At 62.1% G+C, this 25,017-nt stretch carries 18 protein-coding genes and 1 pseudogene; 8 read left to right on the top strand and 11 right to left on the bottom strand.

Features of this window, described 5'->3' with window-relative positions; genetic code table 11:
- Positions 1 to 10: 10 nt before the first annotated feature.
- The 8 genes and pseudogenes from cobA to K1X80_RS20665 all read right to left on the bottom strand — a co-directional run bounded on the left by cobA (position 11) and on the right by K1X80_RS20665 (position 11,449).
- A pseudogene (gene cobA, locus K1X80_RS20700) lies at positions 11 to 748 on the bottom strand (uroporphyrinogen-III C-methyltransferase).
- Between the two features lie 11 nt (positions 749 to 759).
- Positions 760 to 3,468 (bottom strand): nitrate reductase, encoded by a 2,709-nt coding sequence (locus K1X80_RS20695; RefSeq protein ID WP_220172495.1) that lies wholly within the window; start codon positions 3,466 to 3,468, stop codon positions 760 to 762.
- Complete coding sequence (nirD, locus tag K1X80_RS20690) at positions 3,468 to 3,785, bottom strand: nitrite reductase small subunit NirD (protein ID WP_220172494.1); 318 nt, start codon at positions 3,783 to 3,785, stop codon at positions 3,468 to 3,470. The genes K1X80_RS20695 and nirD overlap by 1 nt, the downstream gene beginning before the upstream one ends.
- Complete coding sequence (gene nirB / locus K1X80_RS20685; protein WP_220172493.1) at positions 3,782 to 6,235, bottom strand: nitrite reductase large subunit NirB; 2,454 nt, start codon at positions 6,233 to 6,235, stop codon at positions 3,782 to 3,784. The genes nirD and nirB overlap by 4 nt, the downstream gene beginning before the upstream one ends.
- Positions 6,236 to 6,507: 272 nt before the next feature.
- A complete protein-coding gene (locus tag K1X80_RS20680; RefSeq protein WP_170044412.1) occupies positions 6,508 to 8,175 on the bottom strand; it encodes a bifunctional protein-serine/threonine kinase/phosphatase in 1,668 nt (555 codons plus the stop codon).
- A complete protein-coding gene (locus K1X80_RS20675; RefSeq protein ID WP_057960340.1) occupies positions 8,175 to 9,386 on the bottom strand; it encodes a NarK/NasA family nitrate transporter in 1,212 nt (403 codons plus the stop codon). The genes K1X80_RS20680 and K1X80_RS20675 overlap by 1 nt, the downstream gene beginning before the upstream one ends.
- 247 nt (positions 9,387 to 9,633) lie before the next feature.
- Positions 9,634 to 10,209: an ANTAR domain-containing response regulator gene (locus K1X80_RS20670; protein WP_057439520.1), complete on the bottom strand. Its 576-nt coding sequence runs from the start codon at positions 10,207 to 10,209 to the stop codon at positions 9,634 to 9,636.
- A gap of 13 nt (positions 10,210 to 10,222) precedes the next feature.
- Positions 10,223 to 11,449, bottom strand: a complete 1,227-nt coding sequence (locus K1X80_RS20665) for a CmpA/NrtA family ABC transporter substrate-binding protein (protein ID WP_120733854.1) — start codon at positions 11,447 to 11,449, stop codon at positions 10,223 to 10,225.
- 246 nt (positions 11,450 to 11,695) lie between these two features.
- Here K1X80_RS20665 and K1X80_RS20660 point away from each other — a divergent pair, with 246 nt between their 5' ends.
- The 4 genes from K1X80_RS20660 (at position 11,696) to K1X80_RS20645 (ending at position 14,783) form a co-directional block, all read left to right on the top strand.
- Entirely contained in the window at positions 11,696 to 12,565 is an 870-nt protein-coding gene (locus tag K1X80_RS20660; protein WP_057960338.1) for a secretin N-terminal domain-containing protein, read from the top strand.
- A gap of 194 nt (positions 12,566 to 12,759) precedes the next feature.
- A complete protein-coding gene (locus K1X80_RS20655) occupies positions 12,760 to 13,182 on the top strand; it encodes a winged helix-turn-helix domain-containing protein (protein ID WP_081044293.1) in 423 nt (140 codons plus the stop codon).
- Positions 13,179 to 13,643 carry a transglycosylase SLT domain-containing protein gene (locus tag K1X80_RS20650; protein WP_128592856.1) on the top strand — a complete coding sequence of 155 codons (465 nt, stop codon included), beginning with the start codon at positions 13,179 to 13,181 and terminating at the stop codon, positions 13,641 to 13,643. Before K1X80_RS20655 ends, K1X80_RS20650 begins: the two co-directional genes overlap by 4 nt.
- Before the next feature lie 90 nt (positions 13,644 to 13,733).
- Entirely contained in the window at positions 13,734 to 14,783 is a 1,050-nt protein-coding gene (locus K1X80_RS20645; protein WP_057960337.1) for a quinone-dependent dihydroorotate dehydrogenase, read from the top strand.
- Between the two features lie 142 nt (positions 14,784 to 14,925).
- On the opposite strand, the gene rmf is transcribed toward K1X80_RS20645, so the two are convergent.
- Positions 14,926 to 15,141 (bottom strand): ribosome modulation factor, encoded by a 216-nt coding sequence (rmf, locus tag K1X80_RS20640; protein WP_002553055.1) that lies wholly within the window; start codon positions 15,139 to 15,141, stop codon positions 14,926 to 14,928.
- 534 nt (positions 15,142 to 15,675) lie between these two features.
- Here rmf and rlmKL point away from each other — a divergent pair.
- Complete coding sequence (gene rlmKL, locus K1X80_RS20635) at positions 15,676 to 17,946, top strand: bifunctional 23S rRNA (guanine(2069)-N(7))-methyltransferase RlmK/23S rRNA (guanine(2445)-N(2))-methyltransferase RlmL (protein WP_057439518.1); 2,271 nt, start codon at positions 15,676 to 15,678, stop codon at positions 17,944 to 17,946.
- Between the two features lie 135 nt (positions 17,947 to 18,081).
- Entirely contained in the window at positions 18,082 to 20,481 is a 2,400-nt protein-coding gene (locus tag K1X80_RS20630) for a GGDEF domain-containing protein (RefSeq protein ID WP_220172492.1), read from the top strand.
- A 147-nt stretch (positions 20,482 to 20,628) separates the two neighbouring features.
- Here K1X80_RS20630 and dacB read toward each other — a convergent pair whose 3' ends face one another.
- A complete protein-coding gene (gene dacB / locus K1X80_RS20625) occupies positions 20,629 to 22,089 on the bottom strand; it encodes a D-alanyl-D-alanine carboxypeptidase/D-alanyl-D-alanine-endopeptidase (protein ID WP_216312428.1) in 1,461 nt (486 codons plus the stop codon).
- A gap of 237 nt (positions 22,090 to 22,326) precedes the next feature.
- On the opposite strand from dacB, the gene K1X80_RS20620 reads away from it, so the two are divergent.
- Positions 22,327 to 22,671, top strand: coding sequence for a YggL family protein (locus K1X80_RS20620; RefSeq protein WP_038442289.1), 345 nt, complete (start codon positions 22,327 to 22,329; stop codon positions 22,669 to 22,671).
- A gap of 53 nt (positions 22,672 to 22,724) precedes the next feature.
- Here the strand turns inward: K1X80_RS20620 and K1X80_RS20615 are convergent, their stop codons facing one another.
- Positions 22,725 to 23,915, bottom strand: coding sequence for a benzoate/H(+) symporter BenE family transporter (locus tag K1X80_RS20615; protein ID WP_057439514.1), 1,191 nt, complete (start codon positions 23,913 to 23,915; stop codon positions 22,725 to 22,727).
- Positions 23,916 to 24,134: 219 nt separating this feature from the next.
- Between K1X80_RS20615 and K1X80_RS20610 the strand changes: the two genes are divergently transcribed.
- Positions 24,135 to 24,899, top strand: coding sequence for a GntR family transcriptional regulator (locus tag K1X80_RS20610; RefSeq protein ID WP_057439513.1), 765 nt, complete (start codon positions 24,135 to 24,137; stop codon positions 24,897 to 24,899).
- Positions 24,900 to 25,017: the final 118 nt, after the last annotated feature.

Genomic DNA, 25,017 nt, shown 5'->3' with positions numbered 1-25,017 from the left:
GCCATTTGCTTCAGGCGCTTGCCAGCAAGGCGGCTTCCACGGCTGTGGCTGCTACCGCGCCGATCACCAGGATGGCTGGGCTCTTCAAGGCAAACCCCTGGGCATCCTCCTGCATGCGCGCCAGGGAACTGCGGCATTCGCGCTGCTGGGGCATCGAGGCGTTCTCGATCATGGCCACCGGCATATCTGCGGCCATGCCTCCTTCCAGTAACTGCTGGGCAATCTCTGCAAGCTTCGCCACACCCATGTAGACCACCAGTGTCGTGCCACCCTCGGCCAGTGCCCGCCAATTAAGGCTGCTGTCGTCCTGGGTATGGGCGGTGACAAGCGTCACGCCACGACTGATTCCCCGCAGTGTCAGCGGTATGTCGCAGTTTGTTGCACCCGCCAGCCCGGCCGTGATGCCATTGACCAACTCCACGCTGACCCCTCGCTCCTTCAGCTAACTGGCCTCTTCGCCGCCGCGTCCGAAAATGCACGGATCGCCGCCCTTCAGGCGCACCACGCATTTACCCTGGCGCGCATAACGCAGCATCAAGCGATGAATGAAATCCTGGGGTGTGGAACGGCACCCCCCGCGCTTGCCGACGGTAATCACCCGCGTACCGGGGCAATGCTCAAGTACCGCCGGGTTGACCAGATCATCAATCAGCACCACATCGGCCTCGTGCAGGGCCCGTACGGCCTTGAGGGTCAACAACTCCGGATCACCCGGGCCTGCGCCCACCAGCCAGACTTTTGCATTCATAGGTATTGCCCTCACACACTGATAGCGATTGGCTGCGAGGTGCTTGCCAATAGCCGTTTGATTTCGGGGACGCAGGAGCCACATTGCGTGCCGCAGCCCAATGCTTGTTTCAGCCCGTCCAGGTTCAGGCCGCGGCCGATGCCGGCGCATATCGCGCGTTCACTGACGTTTTTGCAGTTGCAGAGGATTCTGTTGCTGGTCGTTCCACCACCGGGCGGCGCGCTTAGCGGTGCCAGCAGCCAGCGGCGTAACTGTTCGTCGGCGCGGCCTTCCAGCCACAGGCTTTGCAGCCAGTGGCGGGCGAGGGTTTCGCCGGCCAGGCGGATCGCGGTAATCCGGCCTTTCTCGATCTTTACCCGTTTACCGATGGAGCGGCGCGGGTCGTCATAGGCCATGACCGGGCCGTCATTGAGGCCCAGCAATCGGTCGATGCTGTTGAGCAGTTGCAGGTCCGGTGCTTCGGTATGGGCAGCCCGCACCAGCAGGGCCGGCCGCTCACGCCCGGTCAGGCTCAGGCTGACGTAGGCAAACTGCTCACAAAGGGGGCGCAAGGCTTCGAAGTGTTGCTGCACATCGCCCTCGATCAGCGCGAACAAGTGCCAGGGCAATTGCACGGCTTCCAGGCGTACGCCGCTGTGTTTGAGTTCCGGCTGTTTCGACAGTGGGTCGAACGCCGGCTGGGTCAGCGCATTGACGCCACCCTTAAGGAAGCGATCGCCCCAATGCATCGGCAGGAATGCCTGGCCGGGTCGCACGCTGTCATCACTGGTCACCGCCACAATCACGTTGGCGCGACGGCTTTTGAGATTGACCAGGTCGCCTTCTTTGAAACGGTGCCGGCGCAGTTCGTCCGGGTGCAGGCTGAGCGATGCTTCGCTGACATGGCCAAAGAGTTGCGCCGCCGTGCCAGTACGGCTCATGCCGTGCCATTGGTCACGCAGGCGGCCGGTGATCAGGGTCAGTGGAAAGCGCGCGTCCCGCTGCTCTTTGGCGGCGCGATAAGGATCAGCGACAAACTGCGCACGACCACTGGCGGTCGGGAAGACGCCATCGGTGTACAGCCGTGGCGTGCCGGCCTGGGCCTTTGCGGGAAACGGCCATTGCTGCGGGCCGATGCGGTCGAGCAGGGCGTGGCTGAGGCCCGACAGGTCCAGGTCCTGACCACGGGTCAGCTGTTTGTATTCATCAAACACCTGCGCGGGCGTTTCAAAGGCAAACAGGCCGGTTTTTTGAGGACGCAAGCGGCGCTCCAGGCGCTGTGCGAAATCCACGGTAATCGCCCAGTCTGGTCGCGCTTCACCCGGTGGGGCGATGGCCTGGCGCACGTGGGAAATGCGCCGTTCGGAGTTGGTCACGGTGCCTTCTTTCTCGCCCCAACTGGCGGCGGGCAACAACAGGTCGGCAAAGGCGGCGGTTTCTGTGGTGCGGAAGGCCTCCTGCAACACCACGAACGGGCACGCGGCCAGGGCCTGGCGCACGTTGTTCTGGTCTGGCAACGATTGCGCGGGGTTGGTGCAAGCGATCCACAACGCTTTGATCTTGCCGGCCTGTACCTGCTCGAACAGTTCAATGGCGGTCAAGCCGGTGCTGCAGGGCAGTTGTTCAACCCCCCAGTAGGTGGCCACTTCGGCGCGATGCTCGGCGTTGCCGGCGTCGCGATGGCCAGGCAGCAGGTTCGACAGGCTGCCGGTCTCCCGGCCGCCCATGGCGTTGGGCTGGCCGGTCAGGGAAAAGGGCCCGCAACCCGGGCGGCCAATGGTGCCGGTGGCCAGGTGCAGGTTGATCAGCGCACTGTTTTTTGCGCTGCCGGCGGTGGACTGGTTCAACCCCATGCACCACAGCGACAGGAAGCTGGGCGAGGTGCCCACCCACTGTGCGCACTGGCGCAGTTGTTCGACACTGATCCCACACAATTGCGTGACCATCTGTGGCGTGTAGTCGTGGACCAGCCGCTTCAACTCGACCAGACCCTCGGTATGGGCCTGGATAAAGTCGCGGTCGATCCAGTCTTCCCACAGCAACAGATGCAAAATCCCATGGAACAACGCCACATCAGTACCGGGCAGGATTGCCAGGTGCATATCCGCCAAGTCGCAGGTGTCGGTGCGCCGGGGGTCGATGACCAGCACTTTCATCTCGGGTCGGCGTGCCTTGGCCTCTTCCAGCCGGCGAAACAGTACGGGGTGGGCGTAGGCCATGTTACTGCCGACGATCATCACGCAATCGCTGGCCTCCAGGTCCTCATAGCTGCACGGCGGCGCATCGGCGCCCAGGCTGCGCTTGTAGCCGACCACTGCCGAAGACATGCACAGCCGGGAATTGCTGTCGATATTGTTGGTGCCCACCAGGGCCCGCGCGAGTTTGTTGAAACTGTAGTAGTCCTCGGTCAACAGTTGCCCGGAGATATAGAACGCCACGCTGTCGGGGCCATGCTCGGCGATGGTGTCGGCGAATACATTGGCCGCGTGTTCCAGGGCCGTGTCCCAGTCGGTGCGGCCGCGGGCCAGCTCTTTGCCCAGGCGCAGCTGCGGGTACAACGCCCGCGCCGTCAGATCGCCGGTCAGGTGCAGGCTGGAACCCTTGCTGCACAACTTGCCGAAGTTGGCCGGGTGTGCCGGATCGCCGCTGACCCCGAAGATCTGCGTGCCATCGTGCTCGATCAGCACGCCGCAGCCGACCCCGCAGTAGCAGCAGGTCGATGCCGTGACCTGGCGGTTCATCAACCGGCGTCCCGCAGGGCCAGCATCACCCGGCCGTTTTCCACCCGGGTGTGGTGATGGTGGGCGCAGCCGATATCCGGGGCCTGGGCTTCGCCGGACGCCAGGTCGATCTGCCAGTTGTGCAGCGGGCAGGCCACGCGTTTGCCATAGATCAGCCCCTGGGACAGCGGCCCGCCCTTGTGCGGGCAGCGGTCATCGAGGGCGAACACTTCATCGTCACTGGTACGGAAAATCGCGATTTCCCCTTTCGGGCCACTGACAATGCGCGAGCCCAGGGAGTTGATTTCTTCGAGGGCGCAGATATCCAGCCAGTTCATAGTACTACCTCCAGGTGTTTGACGGCGATGGTGTCGAATTCCTTCTTCAGCAGCGGCTGCTCCAGGCGCTCTTTCCACGGGTCTTGTTCAAACGACAGGGAGAATTGCAGGCGCTCATTGAGGGCCTGGCGCCGCGCCGGGTCTTCCAGCACGGCCTTCTTGATGTGGTCCATGCCCACCCGTTGCAGGTAGTGCACGGTGCGCTCCAGGTAGAAGGCTTCTTCGCGGTACAGCTGTAGGAAAGCGCCGTTGTACTCACGTACTTCTTCGGCGGTCTTGAGCTTGACGAAAAACTCCGCGACCTCAGTCTTGATCCCGCCATTGCCGCCGATGTACATCTCCCAGCCCGAGTCGACGCCGATAATGCCCACATCCTTGATTCCGGCTTCCGAGCAATTGCGCGGGCACCCGGACACCGCCAGCTTGACCTTGTGGGGCGACCACATATTGAACAGGTCATGTTCCAGCTCAATGCCCAGTTGCGTGGAGTTCTGCGTGCCAAACCGGCAGAACTCGCTGCCAACACAGGTCTTCACGGTGCGGATGGATTTGCCGTAGGCATGCCCGGACGGCATATCGAGGTCTTTCCACACCCCGGGCAGGTCCTGTTTCCTGATGCCCAGCAAGTCGATGCGCTGGCCGCCGGTGACCTTGACCATCGGCACGTTGTACTTGTCGGCCACATCGGCAATCCGGCGCAGCTCGGAAGGATTGGTCACACCGCCCCACATCCGTGGGACTACCGAGTAGGTGCCGTCTTTCTGAATATTGGCGTGGGCCCGTTCGTTGATCAGGCGCGATTGCGGGTCGTCCTTGGCTTCGCCCGGCCAGGTGGAAATCAGGTAGTAGTTGAGTGCCGGGCGGCAGGTGGCGCAACCGTTGGGCGTACGCCAGTTCAGGTAGCTCATGGTGTCGGCGATGGTCAGCAAGTGCTGGTCGCGAATGGCCTGGCGGATTTGCCCGTGATTGAGGTCGCTGCAGCCGCAGATGGCTTTTTCGCTTTTGGGTTTGACGTCGGCGGCGCCGCCCACGGTGTTGATCAGGATCTGCTCCACTAGCCCGGCACAGGAGCCGCAGGAGCTGGCGGCCTTGGTGTGTTTTTTCACCTCATCGACACTGAACAGGCCCTGTTCCTGGATTGCCTTGACGATGGTGCCCTTGCACACCCCGTTGCAGCCGCAGACTTCGGCGTTGTCGGCCATGCTCATGGCTTTGTCCTGGCCTTGGTGGCCTACATCGCCCAGGGCGTTTTCGCCGAACATCAGGTGATCGCGGATCTCACTAATGCCATGGTTCTCACGGATCTGCCGGAAATACCAACCGCCGTCGGCGGTATCGCCGTACAGGCAGGCGCCGACCAGTATGTCGTCCTTGATCACCAGCTTCTTATAGACGCCACCGATAGGGTCGGAAAGGGTGATGGTCTCGGTGCCTTCGCCGCCCATGAAGTCGCCAGCAGAAAACAGGTCGATGCCGGTGACTTTCAGCTTGGTCGAGGTCACCGAGCCTTTGTAAGTGGCGAAGCCCAACTGCGCCAGGTGGTTGGCACACACCTTGGCCTGCTCGAACAGCGGCGCCACCAGGCCGTAGGCAATCCCACGATGGCTGGCGCACTCGCCGATGGCATAGATGCGCGGGTCGTAGGTTTGCATCGTGTCGTTGACCAGAATCCCACGGTTGCACGGGATGCCGGACTGTTCCGCCAGCTCGGTGTTGGGGCGGATACCGGCAGCCATCACCACCAGGTCAGCCGGAATCACCTCGCCATTTTTGAACTGCACCGAGCCCACGCGACCATTGCCGGCGTCATGCAGGGCCTGGGTCTGCTCGCACAGGCGAAACACCAGGCCCCGGCTTTCCAGTTCGGTTTGCAGCAACTGGCCGCTGGTCTTGTCCAACTGGCGTTCCAGCAGCCATTCGCCGATATGCACCACGGTCACGTGCATGCCGCGCAACATAAGGCCATTGGCCGCTTCCAGGCCAAGCAAGCCGCCACCGATGACCACCGCGTGCTTGTGGGTGCGGGCGGTGTCGATCATGGCCTGGGTGTCGGCGATATCGCGGTAGCCAATTACACCCTGCAAGGTATTGCCGGGGATCGGCAGGATAAACGGGGTCGAGCCGGTGGCGATCAGCAGGCGATCGTATTCGGCTTCCGTGCCGTCTTCGGCGATGACTTTGCGCTTGACCCGGTCGATCTGCACCACCTTGCGGTTGAGCAGCAGCTTGATGTTGTTTTGCAGGTACCAGTCCAGGTCGTTGAGCACGATCTCTTCGAACGTCTGCTCACCGGCCAGCACCGGCGACAGCAGGATGCGGTTGTAGTTGGTATGGGGCTCGGCGCCAAAGACCGTAATGTCATACAGCTCGGTGCTCAGCTTCAGCAGTTCTTCAAGGGTGCGAACCCCGGCCATGCCGTTGCCGATCATCACCAGTTTGAGTTTCTTCATGTCGTTCTCCGCAGTGGCTCGACAAATCACGCGCAAACAAAAAAGGCGTCCCGCTAGTTGCCTAGCGAGGACGCCTTTGTCCTGGTCCCGTTCTCTCGGGAAAGCCCCACCTTCGTCGTTGAAGGGTGGGCTGTATGTGGGGGTGTTGCAGAAGCTAATGCAGTGGTTGTGCCAAGTCGCGCAACGCCGGGTTTACTGGGGTTTTAGTGGATGCTCCAAGGCCTTTACGCACCATTTGAAGGCGGAACGCCCACAACTGGCGCACCTGCCTCCTATAGGGATAACAGATACAGCAACAGCAGATTGATCAGCAACGACACCAACGCCAGGGTTTGCCAGACCTTCAGCGGCTCGCGCTCCAGCAGTGGCCGCGGGCGCAGGCTCAGTTCGCGGCGGTCGGCCTGTTCCAGCACCAGCAGCCATTCCTCGGCGGTTTCGTAACGTTGGGCCGCTTGTGCCGCCACCGAGCGCTCCAGGCTCTGTTGCAACCAGTCGGGCAGGTCGGGTCGATAACGGCTGGCACTGACAGGCGTGTTGAAGCGCGGCCGCTGGAACGCTTCGATTTCACCGTAGGGATAATGCCCGGTCAGCAGGTAATACAGGCTCACGCCGACGCTGTACAAATCCTGCTGCGGTGTCGGACGTTCGCCGCTGAAGGCTTCGGGCGCGATAAAGCTGGGGGTGCCCGGCAACAGGTGAGCGCGGTCTTCGGATAAGCCGGGGCAATAGGCCAGGCCAAAATCCAGCACCCGCAGTTCGCCGTCTTCCCCCAACAGCAGGTTTTCCGGCTTGATGTCACGGTGCAGGATTTGCCGGCGATGCAGCATGCCCACCGCCCGCAGCAAGCGCTCGGCGATGGACTGCCATTGCGCCAGCGGCAAGGGGCCTTGCTGCTGGAACAGTTCGGCCAGGGTCTGCCCGCTGTATTCACGCATCACATAGTACAAATGCTGACGCCCGCTGCCCGGATGGACTTCAGGAAATGCCCGTCCCGCCACCCGGCGCAAAAACCATTCTTCCGCGAGCAGGGCCTGGGCCGCATCGTTGTCATCGTCGCGACCCGGGGCCAGGGTTTTCAGCAGCCAGGCTTGCTGCTGGGTATCACGTACCCGATACAGCAACGACTGCCGACTGTGCGCCAGCACGCACTCCACCTGCCAGCCTTCAAAGGCTTGCCCGGCCTTCAACGGCGGCGGTAGCGGCCACTGCTGCAACTGCACCAGCGCATCACCCAGGGTCGCGGCGCCAAGCTGGTCGATGCGCACCAGCAGGGCGCTGGCATTGTCCTGGCTACCCGCCAGGTGCGCCGCATTGACCAGGGTGTTCACGGCCAGATCCAGATCGGCCTGTTCGCGCAGGATCGCGCGGATGCTGTGATCGGCCAGGGTCGCCCATACCCCATCGCTGAGCAGCAGGAAGCACTCGCCCTGGCGCAGTTCACCGTCGAGAAAATCCACCACCAGATGCTGGTCCAGGCCCAGGGCGCGCTTGAGCACATGTTGCATGCCCGGTTGCTCCCAGACATGTTCTTCAGTGATGCGCTGCAACTCGCCCGCGAACCAGCGATACACCCGGCAGTCACCGACATGGGCCAAGGTAAAACGCTGGCCGCGAAACACCAGGGCGCTGAGGGTGGTCAGCAACGGCTGGCCGCCGCCATTGGCCTGCAGCCAGCGATTTTGTGCGAGCAACAGGCGATCCAGGGCCTGGGCCACGCCCCAGGTTTGCGGCGTGGCGTAGTAGTCCAGGGCCAGGGCCTGCAAAGTCGAGCGCGCGGCCAGGCCGCCGTCGGCGCATTGGCTGACACCATCGGCGATGGCACACAGATAACCCTTGCTCGCGGCCAGCTCCGGGGCCGGGGTGACCAGGCGCAGGGCGTCCTGGTTTTCCGCGCGCGGCCCAATGGCGCTGGCCTGGGCCACGCTCAGTTGCAGGCTCATCAGACCCGCGCTGCGGTGACGGCAGCCGAACCCCAGGTGGTCCTCCAACGCCGCTTCACGCCATACAGGCCGAACCACGCCAGCACGCCCAGGCTGGCGAACAGCCACAACGCCAACTGATAGCTGCCGGTGCTTTGCTTGATTGCGCCCATACCCGCCGCCAGGGCGAAACCGCCGATACCGCCGGCCATACCGATCAACCCGGTCATCACGCCGATCTCCCGGCGAAAGCGCTGGGGCACCAACTGGAAGACCGCGCCGTTACCGGCCCCCAGGCCGAGCATGGTGCATACGAACAGGGCCAGTGCAGCGTAGGAACTCGGTAGGTTGAAGCCCACTGCCGCGATGCACACCACCGCCACGCCGTACATACCCAGCAGGGTGCGGATCCCACCGAACCGGTCGGCCAGGGCACCGCCCAGGGGCCGCATCAGGCTGCCGCCGAACACACAGGCGGCGGTGTAGTAGCCGGCAGTGACCGGGCTCAAGCCATATTGGTCGTTGAAGTAGCCGGGCAGGGCGCTGGCCAGGCCGATAAAGCCACCGAAGGTCACGCTGTAGAAGAACATGAACCACCAACTGTCGCGGTCGCCCAGGGCCTTGAAGTAGTCGGCCATGGATTTGGCTTTCGGTCGCTCAGGGGCATTGCGCGCCAGCCAGGCGAATACGATCAAGGTCAGGACCAGCGGGATCAGGGCAAAGCCAAACACGTTGCTCCAGCCAAAGGCGGCGGCGATCAGCGGCGCCAGCAATGCGGCGAACACCGTGCCGGAATTGCCCGCACCGGCGATGCCCATGGCCTTGCCCTGGTGTTCGGCGGGGTACCACTGGGAGGCCAACGGCAGGGCCACGGCAAACGAGGCCCCGGCCATGCCGAGAAACAGCCCCAGCAGCAGCGCCTGTTCATAACTGTGGATCCCCAGTTTCCAGGCACAGAACAGCGCCACAATCACGATCACCTGGCCGATCAGGCCGGCGGTCTTGGGCGACAACTTGTCTGCCAGCATGCCCATCAAGAAGCGCAGGATCGCGCCCGCCAGGATCGGTGTGGCAACCATCAGCCCGCGTTGCTGGGTGGTCAGTTGCAGGTCGGCGGCGATCTGCACCGCCAGCGGGCCCAATAGATACCAGACCATGAAACTCAGGTCGAAATACAGGAACGCGGCAAACAAGGTCGGGGTGTGCCCGGATTTCCAGAAGCTTGATTTCATCACGCACCTCAGATTGGGGATCTTGTAGAAGGCCTGGTGATGGAACGGCCAGCGAAGGCCGCCCCACCCAAACGAAAAAACGCCGCCACCGGGTTCGCCTGGGCAAACCGGATGTGCGACGTCTTTGTCGTGGAGGGGCAACCGCCGTTGGTTACCTGGGATGTTTGGTTTGCAAGTCTTGCGCCAATCGGGACACTGCCATCGCGGGCAAGCCCGTTTCCACAGTGGGCGAGGGTAGTTGTGTGTCTCAGCCTAACAATTCACTCATGGCAATAATCTGCTCGGCCACCTGGATCAACTTCTGCTGGCGGCTCATGGCTTGGCGGCGCATCAGGGTGTAGGCCTGTTCTTCATTGCAGTCCTTCATTTTCATCAGCAAACCCTTGGCCAGCTCGATGCGCTTGCGTTCCGCCAGTTGCTGGTCGCGGGCCTGCAGCTGCGCACGCAGGGCCTGATCGCTCTCGAAGCGTGCCATGGCCACATCGAGGATCGGCTGCAGGCGCTGGGCCTGGATGCCCTCGACGATGTAGGCACTGACCCCGGACTTGATCGCCTGGCGCATCACGTTGGGGTCATGTTCGTCGGTAAACATCACGATGGGGCGGGGCTGGTCACGGCTGACCAGCACCACTTGCTCCATCACATCGCGGCCGGGTGACTCGGTATCGATCAGAATCACATCCGGGCGCACCGTTTCGACGCGCGCCGGCAGGTCGATGGTCAGGCCGGACTCGTCGATCACCTCAAAACCGGCCTCGGTCAGTGCACTTTTGAGGCGCCCGACTTTGCGTGGGGTGTCATTGATCAGCAGGATTCGCAACATGGGTGGCCTCCCATCAGCGCAAGGCGTGGCGGACGACATCGTCGGCCAGGGCATGCAGGCGGAAGCTACGGGCGTAGGCGGCTGGGTCCGAGCCATCCCAGACCTTGCCGTCGATCAATTGGCTGCTGCGCATGTCCGCGCCCCAGGCTGCCACACCCACTGCCGTTGCGGCCTGGCGGTAGAGGTCCAGTTGCTGCACCTGCCGGGCAACGGCGAGGTAGTCAGGGTCGTCACGCAGCAGGCCCCAGCGGCGGAACTGGGTCATGAACCACATGCCGTCGGACAGGTACGGCAGGTTGACCTCGCCACCGCCATGGAAGCGCAGCGCGTGCACGTCTTGCCAGTGGTTGCCCAGGCCATCGTCATAAGCCCCCAGCAGGCGCGGTTCGATGCAGTCGAGTGGGGCGTCCAGATATTCCCTGGCGCTGAGCAGTTGCGCGGTGGAGCGGCGGTTCTCCAGGCTGTCGTCGATAAAACGGCTGGCCTCCAGAATCGCCATTACCAGCACGCGGGCGGTGTTGGGGTATTGCTCGACAAACGCCTGGGTGCAGCCCAGGACTTTTTCCGGGTGATCCGGCCAGATCGCCTGGCTAGTGGCCAGGGTAAAGCCCTGGTTCTGCTGCACCGCGCTGGCGCACCAGGGTTCGCCCACACACAGGCCGTCAATCCGCCCGGCCTGCAAGTGCGCGACCATCTGCGGCGGCGGCACCACCACACTCTCGACATCGCGCAGCGGATGAATGCCTTGGCTGGCCAGCCAGTAATACAACCACATGGCGTGGGTGCCGGTGGGAAACGTCTGGGCGAAGGTGAGTTTTGTCCGGCTTTGGTGCACCTTGCGCGCCAGTGCCTCAGGACTGGTCACGCCCTGGTGCTGCAGGCCCTGGGACAAGTTGATGCCCTGGCCGTTCTGGTTCAGGCCCATCAGCACCGCCATGTCGGTTGGCGCCACGCCGCCGATGCCCAGGTGCACCGCATAGATCAGGCCATACAGGCTGTGGGCGGCGTCCAGTTCGCCGCTGACCAGCTTGTCGCGCAGGCCGGCCCAGGATGACTGGCGCTTGAGGTTCAGCGTCAGCCCGTACGGCTGGGCAAACCCCTGGGTCGCCGCGACCACCAGCGAGGCGCAATCGCTCAAGGCCATGAAGCCCAGGTCGAGGCTGCTCTTTTCCGGGGCATCGCTGCCGTTGACCCAGGCCAGGGGGTTATTGGCCTGGCTGTTGCCCACCTGATCACTCATCAACACCTACCTTCTGTGTGAAAAAAGGCGTCGTTCCGTAGGGCGGCTTGCAAGCCTCCTGCAGGTAACGACGCCTTTGTGCTTGAGCCCGTTCCGTCGTTGGTGCGGGCCGCGATACACAAGACAAAGCAAGGCACATGCCACGGCGCAGGGCGTTCCGTGGTTGATCAGGTTTTCATCAAGATTGCATTGCGCGGGCCTTTCACTATGGCGCTCCTTCGGGCAACACCCTTCAGGAAACCCCGCGTGCTTCTTGATCAATCTATCGCAGCGACCTGCGCTGCCTTTTTGCAGCGCTGGCTGCTGGGCGGGCTGTTGATGCTCGCTGCCCTGCCAGCCATGGGCGCGACCTACCTGGCGTTGGATGAAAGCCTTTCGGGCTTCTTCGCCCGGCTTGCGGTGCCCTTGGGGCAGCCCATCGTGGTCAGCAAGCGGGCGGCGGGCAAGCGCATCACCGGGCAATTTGATTTTGCCGACGCGCAAGCGGTCCTCGAGACGGTAGCGTTGCAGCACGAATTGATCTGGTACAGCGACGGCCAGGTGCTACATCTCTACGACGCCAGCGAGGCCAAGAGTTCCGGGGTGATTCTGCGGCACATGAGCGTCGACAGATTGCGTGTGGTCATGCGGCGCGCGGGGCTCGACGAGGCGCGCTACCCGCTGCGCAAGGCCGGTGCGCGATTGTTTTATGTGTCCGGGCCCGCCAATTATGTTGATCACGTATTGCGCCTGGCCCAACTGATGGACCGCCAACGCCCGGCACGGCGCCAGGCGTTACCGGAAGTCGGTGTCGTGCAGGTGCTGAATCATGACGTGGCAGACCACCAGTACGACATGGGGCCGCAAAAAATCACCGTGCCCGGCATGGCAACGCTGGTCGAGCGTCGGCTTGCCGAGCTTGGGCGCAAGGCCGGCACTGGCGCAGCGGTAATCGCCTACCCACAGGTCAACAGCCTGTTGATCAAGGGAAGCGCGCAGCAGTTGCGGTTTATCAAAGAACTGGTGGCTGAATTGGATACACCCACGGCTCCCGTGATGGGCTCTGTTTCGACCCCCCTGAGCTCTGATCAATACGAGCGCGTCCGGCGTGCATTTGCTCGCATCGCCGAGCAATGAAAGCAGGCATTACCTATGGCGAACGGGGGCTGTTGACCTCGAAAGTTCCTACGAAACACTCCCGGAAAACTTCGAAGCACAGGGTTTTTTCCTAACGTGCAATTGGCTGCGGGTTTCTATAGTCGCGATATCTCCAGGCGGTGCGATATCAATATTCAAGGCGCCGCGTATGTCAGACAGGAACAGAGGTTTGCATGGTTGCTGCAGTTGAGGGCTTGGTCAGGGGCTCCCTCGCCTTTGGTCATTGGAAGTTGCAGGGTGATGGCCGGCTGACCGCCGAAGGTCGCGACATTCAGTTACCCCCCAAGGAATGTCATGTGTTGCGCTTGTTGCTGGCCACGCCCGGCGTATTGGTGACCAAGGACTACCTGCTGGAGCAGGTCTGGCCCCATATCGACATCGCCGAAGAGTCCCTGACCCGTTGTATCTACTCATTGCGCAAGCAATTGGAGGGCGACAGGCGGTTGATCGCGACAGTGTATGGCCGCGGTTATCGCTTCAATGGCCGGGTAAGGGTGCTCGAGCGGCCTGGCCAGGCAGCGCAAGGTGCGGGTGCTCCACGGCGTGCTTGCCCGGCCTGTGGCTGGTACGCCGAAGCGGCTGTCGAGCAGGCATGAAACGAGCCTGCAGGCTGGGGCTGCTGTTACTTACCCTGGGCAAGGCGAGTGAGGCCGGGGCTTATTGTTGGGCCGAGGCCGCCCGCCAATACGATATCGAGCCGGAGTTACTGCAAGCCATTGCCGCCGTGGAGTCGGGCTATCGCGCCGAGGCCATGAACTACAGCAATAACAATGGCAGCCGTGACATCGGCCTGATGCAGATCAACAGCATTCATCTGCCGCGCCTGCTCAAGCAGGGGATTACCGAGCAGCGTCTGTTGGATGAGCCGTGCCTGTCGGTGGAGGTGGGGGCGTCGATTCTGGCCGACTTCATCAAGCAGTTTGGTTACAACTGGACCGCCGTGGGCGCCTACAACGTCGGGCCTGGGGCAGGGGGCGAGCGTGATGCGCTGCGCCTGCGTTATGCGCAGAAGATCTGGGCGCGCTACGAAGAGTTGATGCAGCATCGAAACGGATGATCGACCGGCGGTGTGCCATGCCTCGCACGTACCCGCCACCCCGGCTATAATCGCCGCCACCTTTCGCCGCCATCCGAGTCAAGCCCGCCCATGTATACCCTGGCCCGCCAGCTGTTGTTCAAACTCTCCCCGGAAACTTCCCACGATCTGTCCCTGGACCTGATCGGCGCGGGTGGCCGCCTGGGGCTCAATGGCCTGGTGTGCAAGGCGCCGGCAAAGATGCCGGTCTCGGTGATGGGGCTCGATTTCCCCAACCCGGTGGGCCTGGCAGCTGGCCTGGACAAGAACGGTGCTGCCATCGACGGCTTTGCGCAGTTGGGCTTCGGTTTTGTCGAGATCGGCACCGTCACGCCGCGTCCGCAGCCGGGCAATCCCAAGCCGCGCATTTTCCGCCTGCCGGAGGCCGAGGCGATCATCAATCGCATGGGGTTCAACAACCTGGGCGTCGATCACCTGCTGGCGCGGGTCCAGGCCGCCAAGTACAAGGGCATCCTCGGGATCAATATCGGCAAGAATTTCGACACCCCGGTGGAACGTGCGGTAGATGACTACCTGCTCTGCCTGGACAAGGTCTACGCCCACGCCAGCTATGTGACCGTCAACGTCAGCTCGCCCAACACCCCGGGCCTGCGCAGCCTGCAGTTTGGCGACTCGCTCAAGCAACTGCTCGAAGCCCTGCGCCAGCGCCAGGAAGACCTGGCGGTACGCCATGGCAAGCGCGTGCCCTTGGCGATCAAGATCGCCCCGGACATGAACGACGAAGAAACCGTGCTGGTGGCCCAGGCCCTGGTGGATGCGGGGATGGATGCGGTGATTGCCACCAACACCACCCTCAGCCGTGCGGGCGTTGAAGGCCTGGCTTTCGGTGACGAGGCGGGTGGGCTTTCCGGCGCGCCGGTGCGTGACCAGAGCACCCATATCGTCAAGGTGCTGGCGGCCGAGTTGGCCGGGCGTTTGCCGATCATCGCCGTGGGCGGTATCACCGAAGGCAAGCACGCCGCCGAGAAAATCGCCGCGGGTGCCAGCCTGGTGCAGTTGTATTCCGGGTTTATCTACAAGGGCCCAGCGTTGATTCGCCAATCGGTGGACGCCATTGCGGCGAGCGGGCTTGCCCCGCGTGGGACTGCAAAGCAGCCCTGAAGCTGCTGCTGCGCAGGCGTTTCAAGCCCATAAAAAAGGGCTCCTCGAAGGAGCCCCTGGGCCGAAGCCCGCCGCCCGGATGGGGCGTGCGTGGTTAAGTTGTTACATTCTTCAAGGTGGTTGTCGGAATTAAGTGCCCTGATTAGCCGACGGCGTGAAGTTCGTTGAGTCTGTGGATCCCCGCAGTGCCGGTCATACCGTCCCAGTTGTCGCCGCGTCCTTCGCGCCAGCCGTTAATCCAGGCTTGGCGTACTGACGGTAGAGTAAATGGGCAAAGCTCACGGGATTTGCCATGAACGCCATACTGATATCCGCGTAAAAATGCTCTTTCCAACGGATCACGCTTAAGTCTTCTCATAGGGTGTTTCCCTCACTTGTTGACTGTCTTGATATCCTTCGGCCTCGTCCGAGGCCGGGCAGAGTTTTTCTGCCGTTGGTGTGGCTCGCTGCCGGCGTGGCGAGCCTCTGTGTCAGCGTCGTTGTGGCGCTAACCTGTGTTGAGTTCTAACCAATAGGTCACATGGTTTCAATGATCGTTTTGTCATAAGCACGTAACGATAACGATGCTATAGCCATAAGCTGGGATGGCTTTTCGCCCCATTTATTGGGCAAAGCCAGCTATGATGTGCCCTGTATAGAGGATGGGTTTAATCCTTTAGTGAGAATACCCGCCGCTTGCAGTCGGTTATTATTCGACGAAGGGTCAGAATATTTCCTTTTGTTGCACAAATTATCTCTCTGCCCCGGCAATCAAGGCCCTGCAGGTCTGGACACCGGGGTGGAACGGCACACATTCGTGCCACGCGAGCGCTCTTCAAGAAAAGCGCTTGATTGAAAACCGAACGCGCGATGCGTCGCCCGTTCACTTATTGCTGAAAAGCCTGGAATCCCCATGTCGGACCGTTACGAACTCTTCCTCACTTGCCCCAAGGGCCTCGAAGGCCTGCTGATCGAGGAAGCCGTCGGGCTTGGCCTTGAAGACGCCCGCGAGCACACCTCGGCTGTGCGCGGCATGGCCGACATGGAAACCGCCTACCGCCTGTGCCTCTGGTCGCGTCTGGCCAACCGTGTACTGCTGGTGCTCAAGCGCTTCCCGATGAAGGATGCCGAAGACCTGTACCACGGGGTGCTGGATATCGAATGGCAAGACCATATGGTCCCTGACGGCACCCTGGCGGTGGAGTTCAGCGGCCACGGTTCGGGCATCGACAACACCCACTTCGGCGCGCTGAAGGTCAAGGATGCGATTGTCGACAAGCTGCGCACCCCGACCGGCGAACGCCCGTCCATCGACAAGATCAACCCCGACCTGCGCATTCACCTGCGCCTGGACCGTGGCGAAGCGATCCTCTCCCTCGACCTGTCCGGCCACAGCCTGCACCAGCGCGGTTACCGCCTGCAGCAGGGCGCGGCACCGTTGAAGGAAAACCTCGCGGCGGCAATTTTGATTCGTGCCGGCTGGCCGCGCATTGCTGCTGAAAACGGCGCGTTGACTGACCCGATGTGCGGCGTCGGTACCTTCCTGGTGGAAGGCGCGATGATCGCCGCCGACATGGCCCCCAACCTTAATCGCGAGCAGTGGGGCTTCACCGCCTGGCTCGGCCACGTGCCGGCCCTGTGGAAAAAACTCCACACCGAGGCCAGCGAGCGTGCGGCCATCGGCATGAACAAGCCGCCACTGTGGATCCGCGGTTACGAAGCCGATCCGCGTCTGATCCAGCCTGCGCGCAACAACATCGAGCGTGCCGGCCTGAGCCACTGGATCAAGATTTACCAGGGCGAAGTTGGCACCTTCGAGCCGCGTCCGGACCAGAACCAGAAAGGCCTGGTGATCTGCAACCCGCCGTATGGCGAGCGCCTGGGTGACGAAGCCAGCCTGTTGTACCTCTACCAGAATCTCGGTGAGCGTCTGCGCCAGGCGTGCATGGGCTGGGAGGCGGCGGTGTTCACCGGCGCCCCGGACCTGGGCAAGCGCATGGGCATTCGTAGCCACAAGCAGTATTCGTTCTGGAACGGCGCGTTGCCGTGCAAGCTGCTGCTGATCAAGGTCAACCCGGACCAGTTCGTCACCGGCGAGCGCCGCACCCCGGAGCAGCGCCAGGCCGAACGTGAGCAAGCCGCTTACGACCAGGCCCCGACCGAGCCGCAAGAGCGCCAATACAACAAGAACGGTAACCCGATCAAACCTGCGCCTGCACCGGCGCCAGTGGTTGAGCAGGCGCGCTTGAGCGAAGGCGGGCAGATGTTTGCCAACCGCCTGCAAAAGAACCTCAAGCTGCTGGGCAAGTGGGCCAAGCGCGAGGGTGTCGATTGCTACCGCGTGTACGATGCCGATATGCCGGAATACTCCATGGCCATCGACCTGTACCACGATTGGGTGCACGTCCAGGAATACGTGGCACCGAAGTCCATCGACCCGGAAAAAGCCTCGGCGCGCATGTTCGATGCCCTGGCCGCCATTCCCCAGGCGCTGAACATCGACAAGAGCCGTGTGGTGGTCAAGCGCCGCGAGCGTCAGAGCGGCACCAAGCAGTACGAGCGCCAGAGCGCCCAGGGCAAGTTCACCGAAGTCAGCGAAGGCGGGGTGAAGCTGCTGGTCAACCTCACTGACTACCTGGACACCGGTCTGTTTCTCGACCACCGCCCGATGCGCATGCGCATCCAGAAGGAAGCAGCCGGCAAGCGCTTCCTCAACCTGTATTGCTACACCGCCACCGCCAGCGTGCACGCGGCCAAGGGCGGCGCGCGCAGCACCACCAGCGTCGACCTGTCGAAAACCTATCTGGACTGGGCGCGCCGCAACCTGTCCCTCAATGGCTTCTCCGACAAGAACCGCCTGGAGCAGGGCGATGTGATGGCATGGCTGGAAGCCAGCCGTGATGAGTTCGATCTGATCTTCATCGACCCGCCGACCTTCTCCAACTCCAAGCGCATGGAAGGTGTGTTCGACGTCCAGCGTGATCACGTGCAATTGCTCGACCTGGCCATGGCCCGCCTGGCGCCGGGCGGGGTGCTGTATTTCTCCAACAACTTCCGCAAGTTCCAGTTGGAAGACAACCTGGGCGAGCGCTATGCCGTCGAGGAAATCAGCGATAAAACCATTGATCCGGATTTTGCCCGTAACCCGAAAATCCATCGTGCCTGGAAAATCACCGCACGCTGATCGACCTTGAAGCCGCAAGCCTGGATTTTTCCGGGCTCGCGGCTTTTTTACGCTGGTCAAAAGAGGGCTCGATGGTTATAACTAACCTCTTAGCCGAAGTAGCGCTCCTGCACGCTGGTGTTTCGAGTTTTGCCTATGCCGTTGCAAGCCGTCCGCCCGAAAATACTGGGATTTATCAGTGAGCAGGCATCCGCTTGGCTGGTGGCATTGGTGGTCTTGCTGGTGGGGGTGGCGCTCACCGCCGTGCTGGCGCTGACCACGGCCGATCGGCATCACCAGCAGGTCCGCCAGCGTTTCCAGTTATTGGTCAACGAGCGCTATAGCCGCCTGGAAGAGCGTTTCGAAGACCAGGAGCAGCGCCTGGGCAGCCTGCAGCGTTTTTTCGTCAACTCCCATGATGTTTCCCGCGAAGATTTCGATGGGTTCGCCCAGCCGTTGCTGTTGCGCGCCCGTGCCTATGCCTGGGCGCCTCGGGTAGCGCGTGATGAGCGCCGGGCGTTCGAACAACAGGTATCACGCCAGCGTGGCGCGCCTTTCTCCATTCGTGAGTTGAATGAAGCCGGGGCGCTGGTACCGGCGCAGGAGCGTGACGAGTACGTGCCGGTGTTGTACAGCCAGACCCAGAGCATCCTCGGCTCGCCCTTGGGGTTTGACCTGCTGGCCCAGCCGTTGCGCCGTTCGACGATCGAGCGGGCGTACCGTTCCGCAACCATTGCCGTATCCCAACCGATGTCGCTGGTGGGGGTGGAGCCGGCGTATACCATGGGCGTGTTGCTGGTAGCACCGGTCACTCGGCCGCCCACCGCGCAAATGCCCTACAACGAACCCTACGGTTTCGTCATGGCGGTGATCAGCATGCGCCAATTGGTAGCCGACGGTTTGCCCAAGCCCGCGCGGGATAACCTGGTGATGCAGATTGTCGACACCTCCGATACTCAACAGCAGCTGCTGTATGAATCGGACAATCCCGTGGGCGATAGCAGCCTGGAGTCGATCCGCCGGCTGACCCTGGGCGATCATGTCTACGCCTTGAGCCTGCGTCCCAGCCAGGTGTTCGTGCAGGCCAATCACTCTTCGACGAGCAGTATCCTGGCCATGGGCAGCTTGCTCAGCCTGTTGCTCAGTGCCTTGCTCTACGTGCTGGTCAGCCAGCGGCAGCGGGCGCTGAGGCTGGTGCAGCAGCGTACGGGGCAATTGCACCAGCGCGAGTATGAGTTGCGTGGTGCCCATGGCCAGTTGCGCAGCGTGCTCAACGCCGCGACCCAGGTGGCGATCATTGCCACGGACTTGCGGGGCGTGATCAGCACGTTCAATGCCGGCGCCGAGAAGATGCTGGGTTATCAGGCCGACCAGGTGCTCGGTCACATGACCCTCGAAAGCCTGCACCTGGCGCCCGAACTGGAAGCCCGTGCGGTGCAGTTGAGCCAGGCGCTGGGCAAACGGATCATGCCCGGCCAGGCGATGCTGGTGGAGGGCAGCGACAGCCTGCATGAGGCCCGGGAGTGGACGTTGGTGCGCCAGGACGGCAGCCAGTTGACCGTGAATATGCTGGCCACGGCATTGCTTGACGAGCATGGCTTGTGGATCGGGCACCTGGCGATCTGCCTGGATGTCACCGAGCAGAAACGCGCGTATGAGGCCCTGGCGGCGCGGGATCGTTTGCTGAAAAAACTCAGTGCCCACGTGCCGGGCGGGATCTTCCAGTTCACCCTCGAACCCAATGACAACTGGCGGTTTATCTACGCCAGCGATGGTATTCGCGATATCTACGAAATCGACCCGGGGTTGCTGCAACAGGATGCCAAGCAAGTCTTCGAGCGTATTCATCCCCAGGACGCAGAGCGCATCCGCGCCTCTATCCGCCTGTCCGCGCTGCAGTTGAGTCACTGGCGCGAAGAATATCGGGTACAACTGCCGGGCCGGGGCCTGCGTTGGATCCGTGGCGAGGCGACGCCGGAAGAGTTACCCGGTGGCGGTACGCTATGGCATGGCTATGTGTCGGATATCTCCGATCTCAAGCGGGTGGAAGAAGAGTTGCGGGCACTGTCCATCACCGATTCGTTGACGGGTATCCATAACCGTCGCTACTTCCAGGATCGGCTGAAGGCCGAGATGAGTCGGGTGCGGCGTACGTCGGGGTCGCTGGCGGTGATCATGCTGGATATTGATCACTTCAAGCGCATCAATGACCAGCATGGGCACGCGGCGGGGGATGGTGTGCTGCAGGAGCTGTGCCGGCGTATCAGCCTGCGCCTGCGCCGCAGCGATGTGTTCTGCCGCCTCGGCGGCGAGGAATTCATGGTGCTGTGTCCCAATACCGATGGTGTCCAGGCCTACAGCCTGGCCGTTGAGTTGTGGGAAGTGCTGCGCAGTACGCCAATGGACGGCGTCGGCACGGTGACGGCGAGTTTTGGCGTAGCCAGTTGGCGGGTCGATGAGGGCGTGGATGGCTTGTTGCTGCGCGCGGATTCGGCGGTGTATGCGGCCAAGCAGGCGGGCAGGGATCGGGTCGAGGCGCAGCGGTTGCCTGCCTGAGCACCGTATACCTAATGTGGGAGCGGGCTTGCTCGCGATGACGGTGTATCAGTCGCCAGATGTATTGACTGACACACCGTCATCGCGAGCAAGCCCGCTCCCACATTTAGTCCGCAGTGGTTGCAAAAGGTTGGTAAGCCAACCGCTCTATAGGCCCGGCGCAGCCGCCGCCAGCTTCGGCTGGCGATACAGATCCAGCAGCACCTGGTCCAGCACCGACGATGCACCCCACGGCTTCGGATCGTTGAGAATCGCCACCACCGCCCAGGTATTGCCATTGTTGTCACGGCTGAAGCCGGCAATCGCACGTACTGTGTTCAGGGTGCCGGTCTTGACGTGGGCTTCGCCGCGCAGGGCTGTGGTTCTCAGGCGCTTGCGCATGGTGCCGTCACTGCCGGCAATCGGCATCGAGCTGATGAACTCGGCCGCATACGGGCTTCTCCAGGCGGCCTGCAGCATAGTCGCCATTTCCCGGGCGCTGACCCGTTCGGCACGGGACAGGCCGGAACCGTTCTCCATTACCAAGTGCGGAGCCGTGATGCCTTTTTTCGCCAGCCACTGGCGGATCACGCGCTGTGCTGCCCTGGCGTCGTCGCCGTCGGCATCGGTGCGGTATTGCGCGCCGAGGCTGAGGAACAGCTGCTGGGCCATGGTGTTGTTACTGTATTTATTGATGTCGCGGATGATCTCGGCCAAGTCCGGGGAGAACGTCCGGGCCAGGACCTTGGCGGTTTTCGGCACCGGGGCCAGCACATCGCGGCCCTGGATCGTGCCGCCCAACTCTTTCCAGATCGCGCGCACGGCGCCGGCGGTGTAGGTGGCATGGTCGAGCAGCGACAGATACGTCTGCGAGCTGCAGCCATCGCCCAACTGGCCGCTGACGGTCACGGTGACACTGCCGTCGGCGGCGGTGACCGGGTTGTAGCGCACATCACCGGTGCACTGCTTGGCGTTGCTGGCCTTGACCTGATTGTCGATCTGGATGCTGGCAATCGGCGGTTCCACCGAGACCAACACCTTTCCCGAATCATTGCGGGTCACAAAGCGCAGGGCCTTGAGGTTGACCAGCAGGGCGTCCGGCTTGACCAGGAACGGCTTGTTGGCATCGTTGCCGTCGTCGTTGAACTCCGGCAGTTGGGGCTGGATAAAGAAGCCGCGGTCCAGCACCAGGTCGCCGGTGACTTGCTGTACACCATTGGCGCGCAGGTCGCGCATCAGCAGCCAGAGCTTTTCCATGTTCAGCTTGGGATCGCCGCCGCCCTTGAGGTACAGGTTGCCCCGCAGGATGCCGCCACTGAGGGTGCCGTCGGTGTAGAACTCGGTTTTCCACTGATGGTTGGGGCCGAGCATTTCCAGGGCCGCGTAGGTGGTGACCAGTTTCATGGTCGACGCCGGGTTGACCGACACGTCAGCGTTGAACACCGTGGCGCTGCCGGGGCCATTGAGCGGAATCATTACCAGGGACAGGGCATTGTTCTGCAGTTTGGCTTTCTTCAAGGCTTCCTGGACTTTGGGTGGCAGGGTGGTATTGATCGGGGCGGCGGTGACCGAGAGCGCCAGGGGCAAAAGGAAACTGGCGAGTAATAATGGACGCAAGGATTTGATCATAAGAAGTAAGACCCTACTGCAGAGGAGGGTGAATATAGCGGGGGCTATGTAAGAAAATCCCCCAGTGGTCATGAAAGTGTCGGCATTATGCCCCAAGGTGGGGCTACTTGTGCCTCAACCATAGCTGCAAATGATGGATTTTTTTCGCGCTATCGTGCCACCCGTCTTGGATTGCCGGGCAATTCGCGCCTTAAACTGGTAGAGTGCCGGCCGTTAATACTTAAGAGGATTGTTCCAATGGCGACTAACCGTTCCCGGCGTCTGCGCAAAAAACTGTGCGTTGATGAATTTCAAGAGCTGGGTTTCGAACTGAACCTGGATTTCAAAGAAGGTTTGGACGACGAAGCGGTTGACGCTTTCCTCGACGCCTTCCTGACCGAAGCGATGGATGGCAATGGCCTGGACTACGTGGGCGGCGATGACTTCGGTCTGGTCTGCAAAGCCACCCGTGGTTCGGTCAACGAAGAACAGCGTGCAGCGGTTGAAGCGTGGCTCAAGGCTCGCCCAGAGCTGACCCGCGTTGAAGTCAGCGAACTGCTGGACGCCTGGCATCCAGAGACACCGGTTAACCCGGCTGTCTGATGTCATGAAAAAGCGACCCGCCCGGGTCGCTTTTTCGTTTCAAGGTATTAAATTCAGGCCTTGCGCCAGTTCAGAATCACCAGCGTCAACACCCCCGCCACAATCCCCCAGAATGCCGAACCGATGGAAAACAGCGTCAACCCCGACGCCGTGACCATAAAGGTGATCAGTGCTGCTTCCCGTTCCTTGGGCTCATTCATGGCAATGCTCAGGCCATTGATGATCGAGCCGAACAACGCCAATGCGGCAATCGACAGCACCAACTCCTTGGGCAATGCGGCGAACAACGCCGCCAAGGTCGCGCCAAATACCCCGGCAACCCCGTAGAAAATCCCGCACCACACGGCGGCGGTGTAGCGCTTGTTGCGGTCCTCATGGGCATGGGGGCCGGTGCAGATGGCCGCGCTGATGGCGGCCAGGTTGATGCCGTGGGAGCCAAACGGCGCGAGCACCAGTGAGGCCAGGCCGGTGGCGGTGATCAGCGGTGAGGCGGGCACGTCGTAGCCATCGGCGCGCAATACCGCGACCCCGGGCATGTTCTGCGAGGTCATCGCCACCACAAACAACGGAATGCCGATGCTGATGGTCGCCGCCAGGGAAAAGTGCGGCGTGGTCCACACCGGCGTCGCCACTTCCAGGCTGAACCCGCTGAAGTCCAGGAGCCCCATCAACCCGGACAAGGCAGTACCGATCAGCAGCGCCGCCAGCACGGCATATCGAGGCGACAGGCGCTTGATGATCAGGTAGGTAAAGAACATGCCCAGCACCAGGGCGGTGCGGTGCTGCGCGGCGACGAAAATCTCGCTGCCGATCTTGAACAGGATCCCGGCCAGCAGCGCGGCGGCCAGTGAGGCAGGGATTTTCTTCACCAGTTTTTCAAAGCTGCCGGTGAGGCCACAGATCGTCACCAGTACCGCGCAGGTGATGTAGGCACCGATGGCCTCGCCGTAGCTGACCCCGCCCAGGCTGGTAATCAACAGCGCCGCGCCGGGGGTCGACCAGGCAATGGTGATGGGCGTGCGGTAGCGCAGGGACAAGCCGATGCTGCACACCGCCATGCCGATGGAAATCGCCCAGATCCACGAGGAAATTTGCCCGGTGGTCAGGCCGGCAGCCTGGCCGGCCTGGAACATCAGCACCAGGGAGCTGGTGTAGCCGGTCATCATGGCGATAAAGCCGGCGACAATGGCCGAAGGCGAAGTGTCGGCCAGTGGGCGCAGCGGTGCCTGGGTCGCATCGGTCATGGGGCGGTGTTCCTTGTACCTGGGAAATCGTGGAATCAAGCCTAAACTCAAACGTAACTGACTGTTGCAATACAGCCGGTGGCGCAAACAGCCGTACAGTGTGTTGGCGCAACGGGTTGTGTACAATGTGCGCTGTTTTTACGCGATACTTGCCAGCGACCGCTGTACTCTTATTACAGTCAACGTCAATTCGCCGCCGTTCTCCCGACCCGAGTGCCCATGAACGAACAGTTGCAGCCCCTCAAGAAACAGCCGCGAGCCGGTAAGGCCGGTCGCAGTGGAACCCAGGACGATATCGTCTACGCGCATATCTTCGAGGCCATCCTCGAGCAACGCCTGGCACCCGGTACCAAATTGAGTGAAGAAGCACTGGGCGAGATCTTTGGCGTCAGCCGCACCATCATCCGTCGCGCACTGTCGCGCCTGGCCCATGAAGGCGTGGTGTTGTTGCGCCCCAATCGGGGTGCGGTGGTGGCCAGCCCAAGTGTCGAGGAAGCCCGCCAGGTGTTCCTGGCCCGGCGCCTGGTCGAGCGGGCGATCACCGAATTGGCGGTGCAGCATGCCTCGACCGAAGAGCTGGCCGAACTGCGGCAGATGGTCAATGACGAGCGCGACAGCTTCTCCCGTGGCGATCGCGGCGCGGGTATCCGGCTCTCTGGCGAGTTCCACCTGAAACTGGCCGAAGCGGCAAAAAATGCCCCGCTGATCAGCTTCCAGCGCAGCCTGGTGTCCCAGACCTCGCTGATCATCGCCCAGTATGAAAGCGGCAACCGCTCACACTGTTCCTATGACGAGCACACCCAGTTGATCGATGCCATCGAGGCTCGGGATGTGGGGTTGGCGGTGAACCTGATGATGCACCACATGGATCACATCGACAGCAAGCTCAACCTCGATGAGGAAAGTGCGTCGGATGATCTGCATGCGGTGTTCTCACATTTGCTGCAGACCAAGAAGCCGGGTCGCTCCTCTATAAAACTGTAAACCCCGATCAAACTGTGGGAGCTGGCTTGCCTTAATGCCAGTCAGTCAAGCGCAGATCCCCTGTGGGAGCGGGCTTGCTCGCGAAAGCAGTGGGTCATGGACCGACGTCTTCGCGAGC

Source organism: Pseudomonas sp. So3.2b (assembly GCF_019464415.1).
GTDB lineage: Bacteria > Pseudomonadota > Gammaproteobacteria > Pseudomonadales > Pseudomonadaceae > Aquipseudomonas > Aquipseudomonas shahriarae.
The sequence above is the reverse complement of the archived record's forward strand: the minus strand, read 5'-3'. Positions and strand labels throughout refer to the sequence as shown.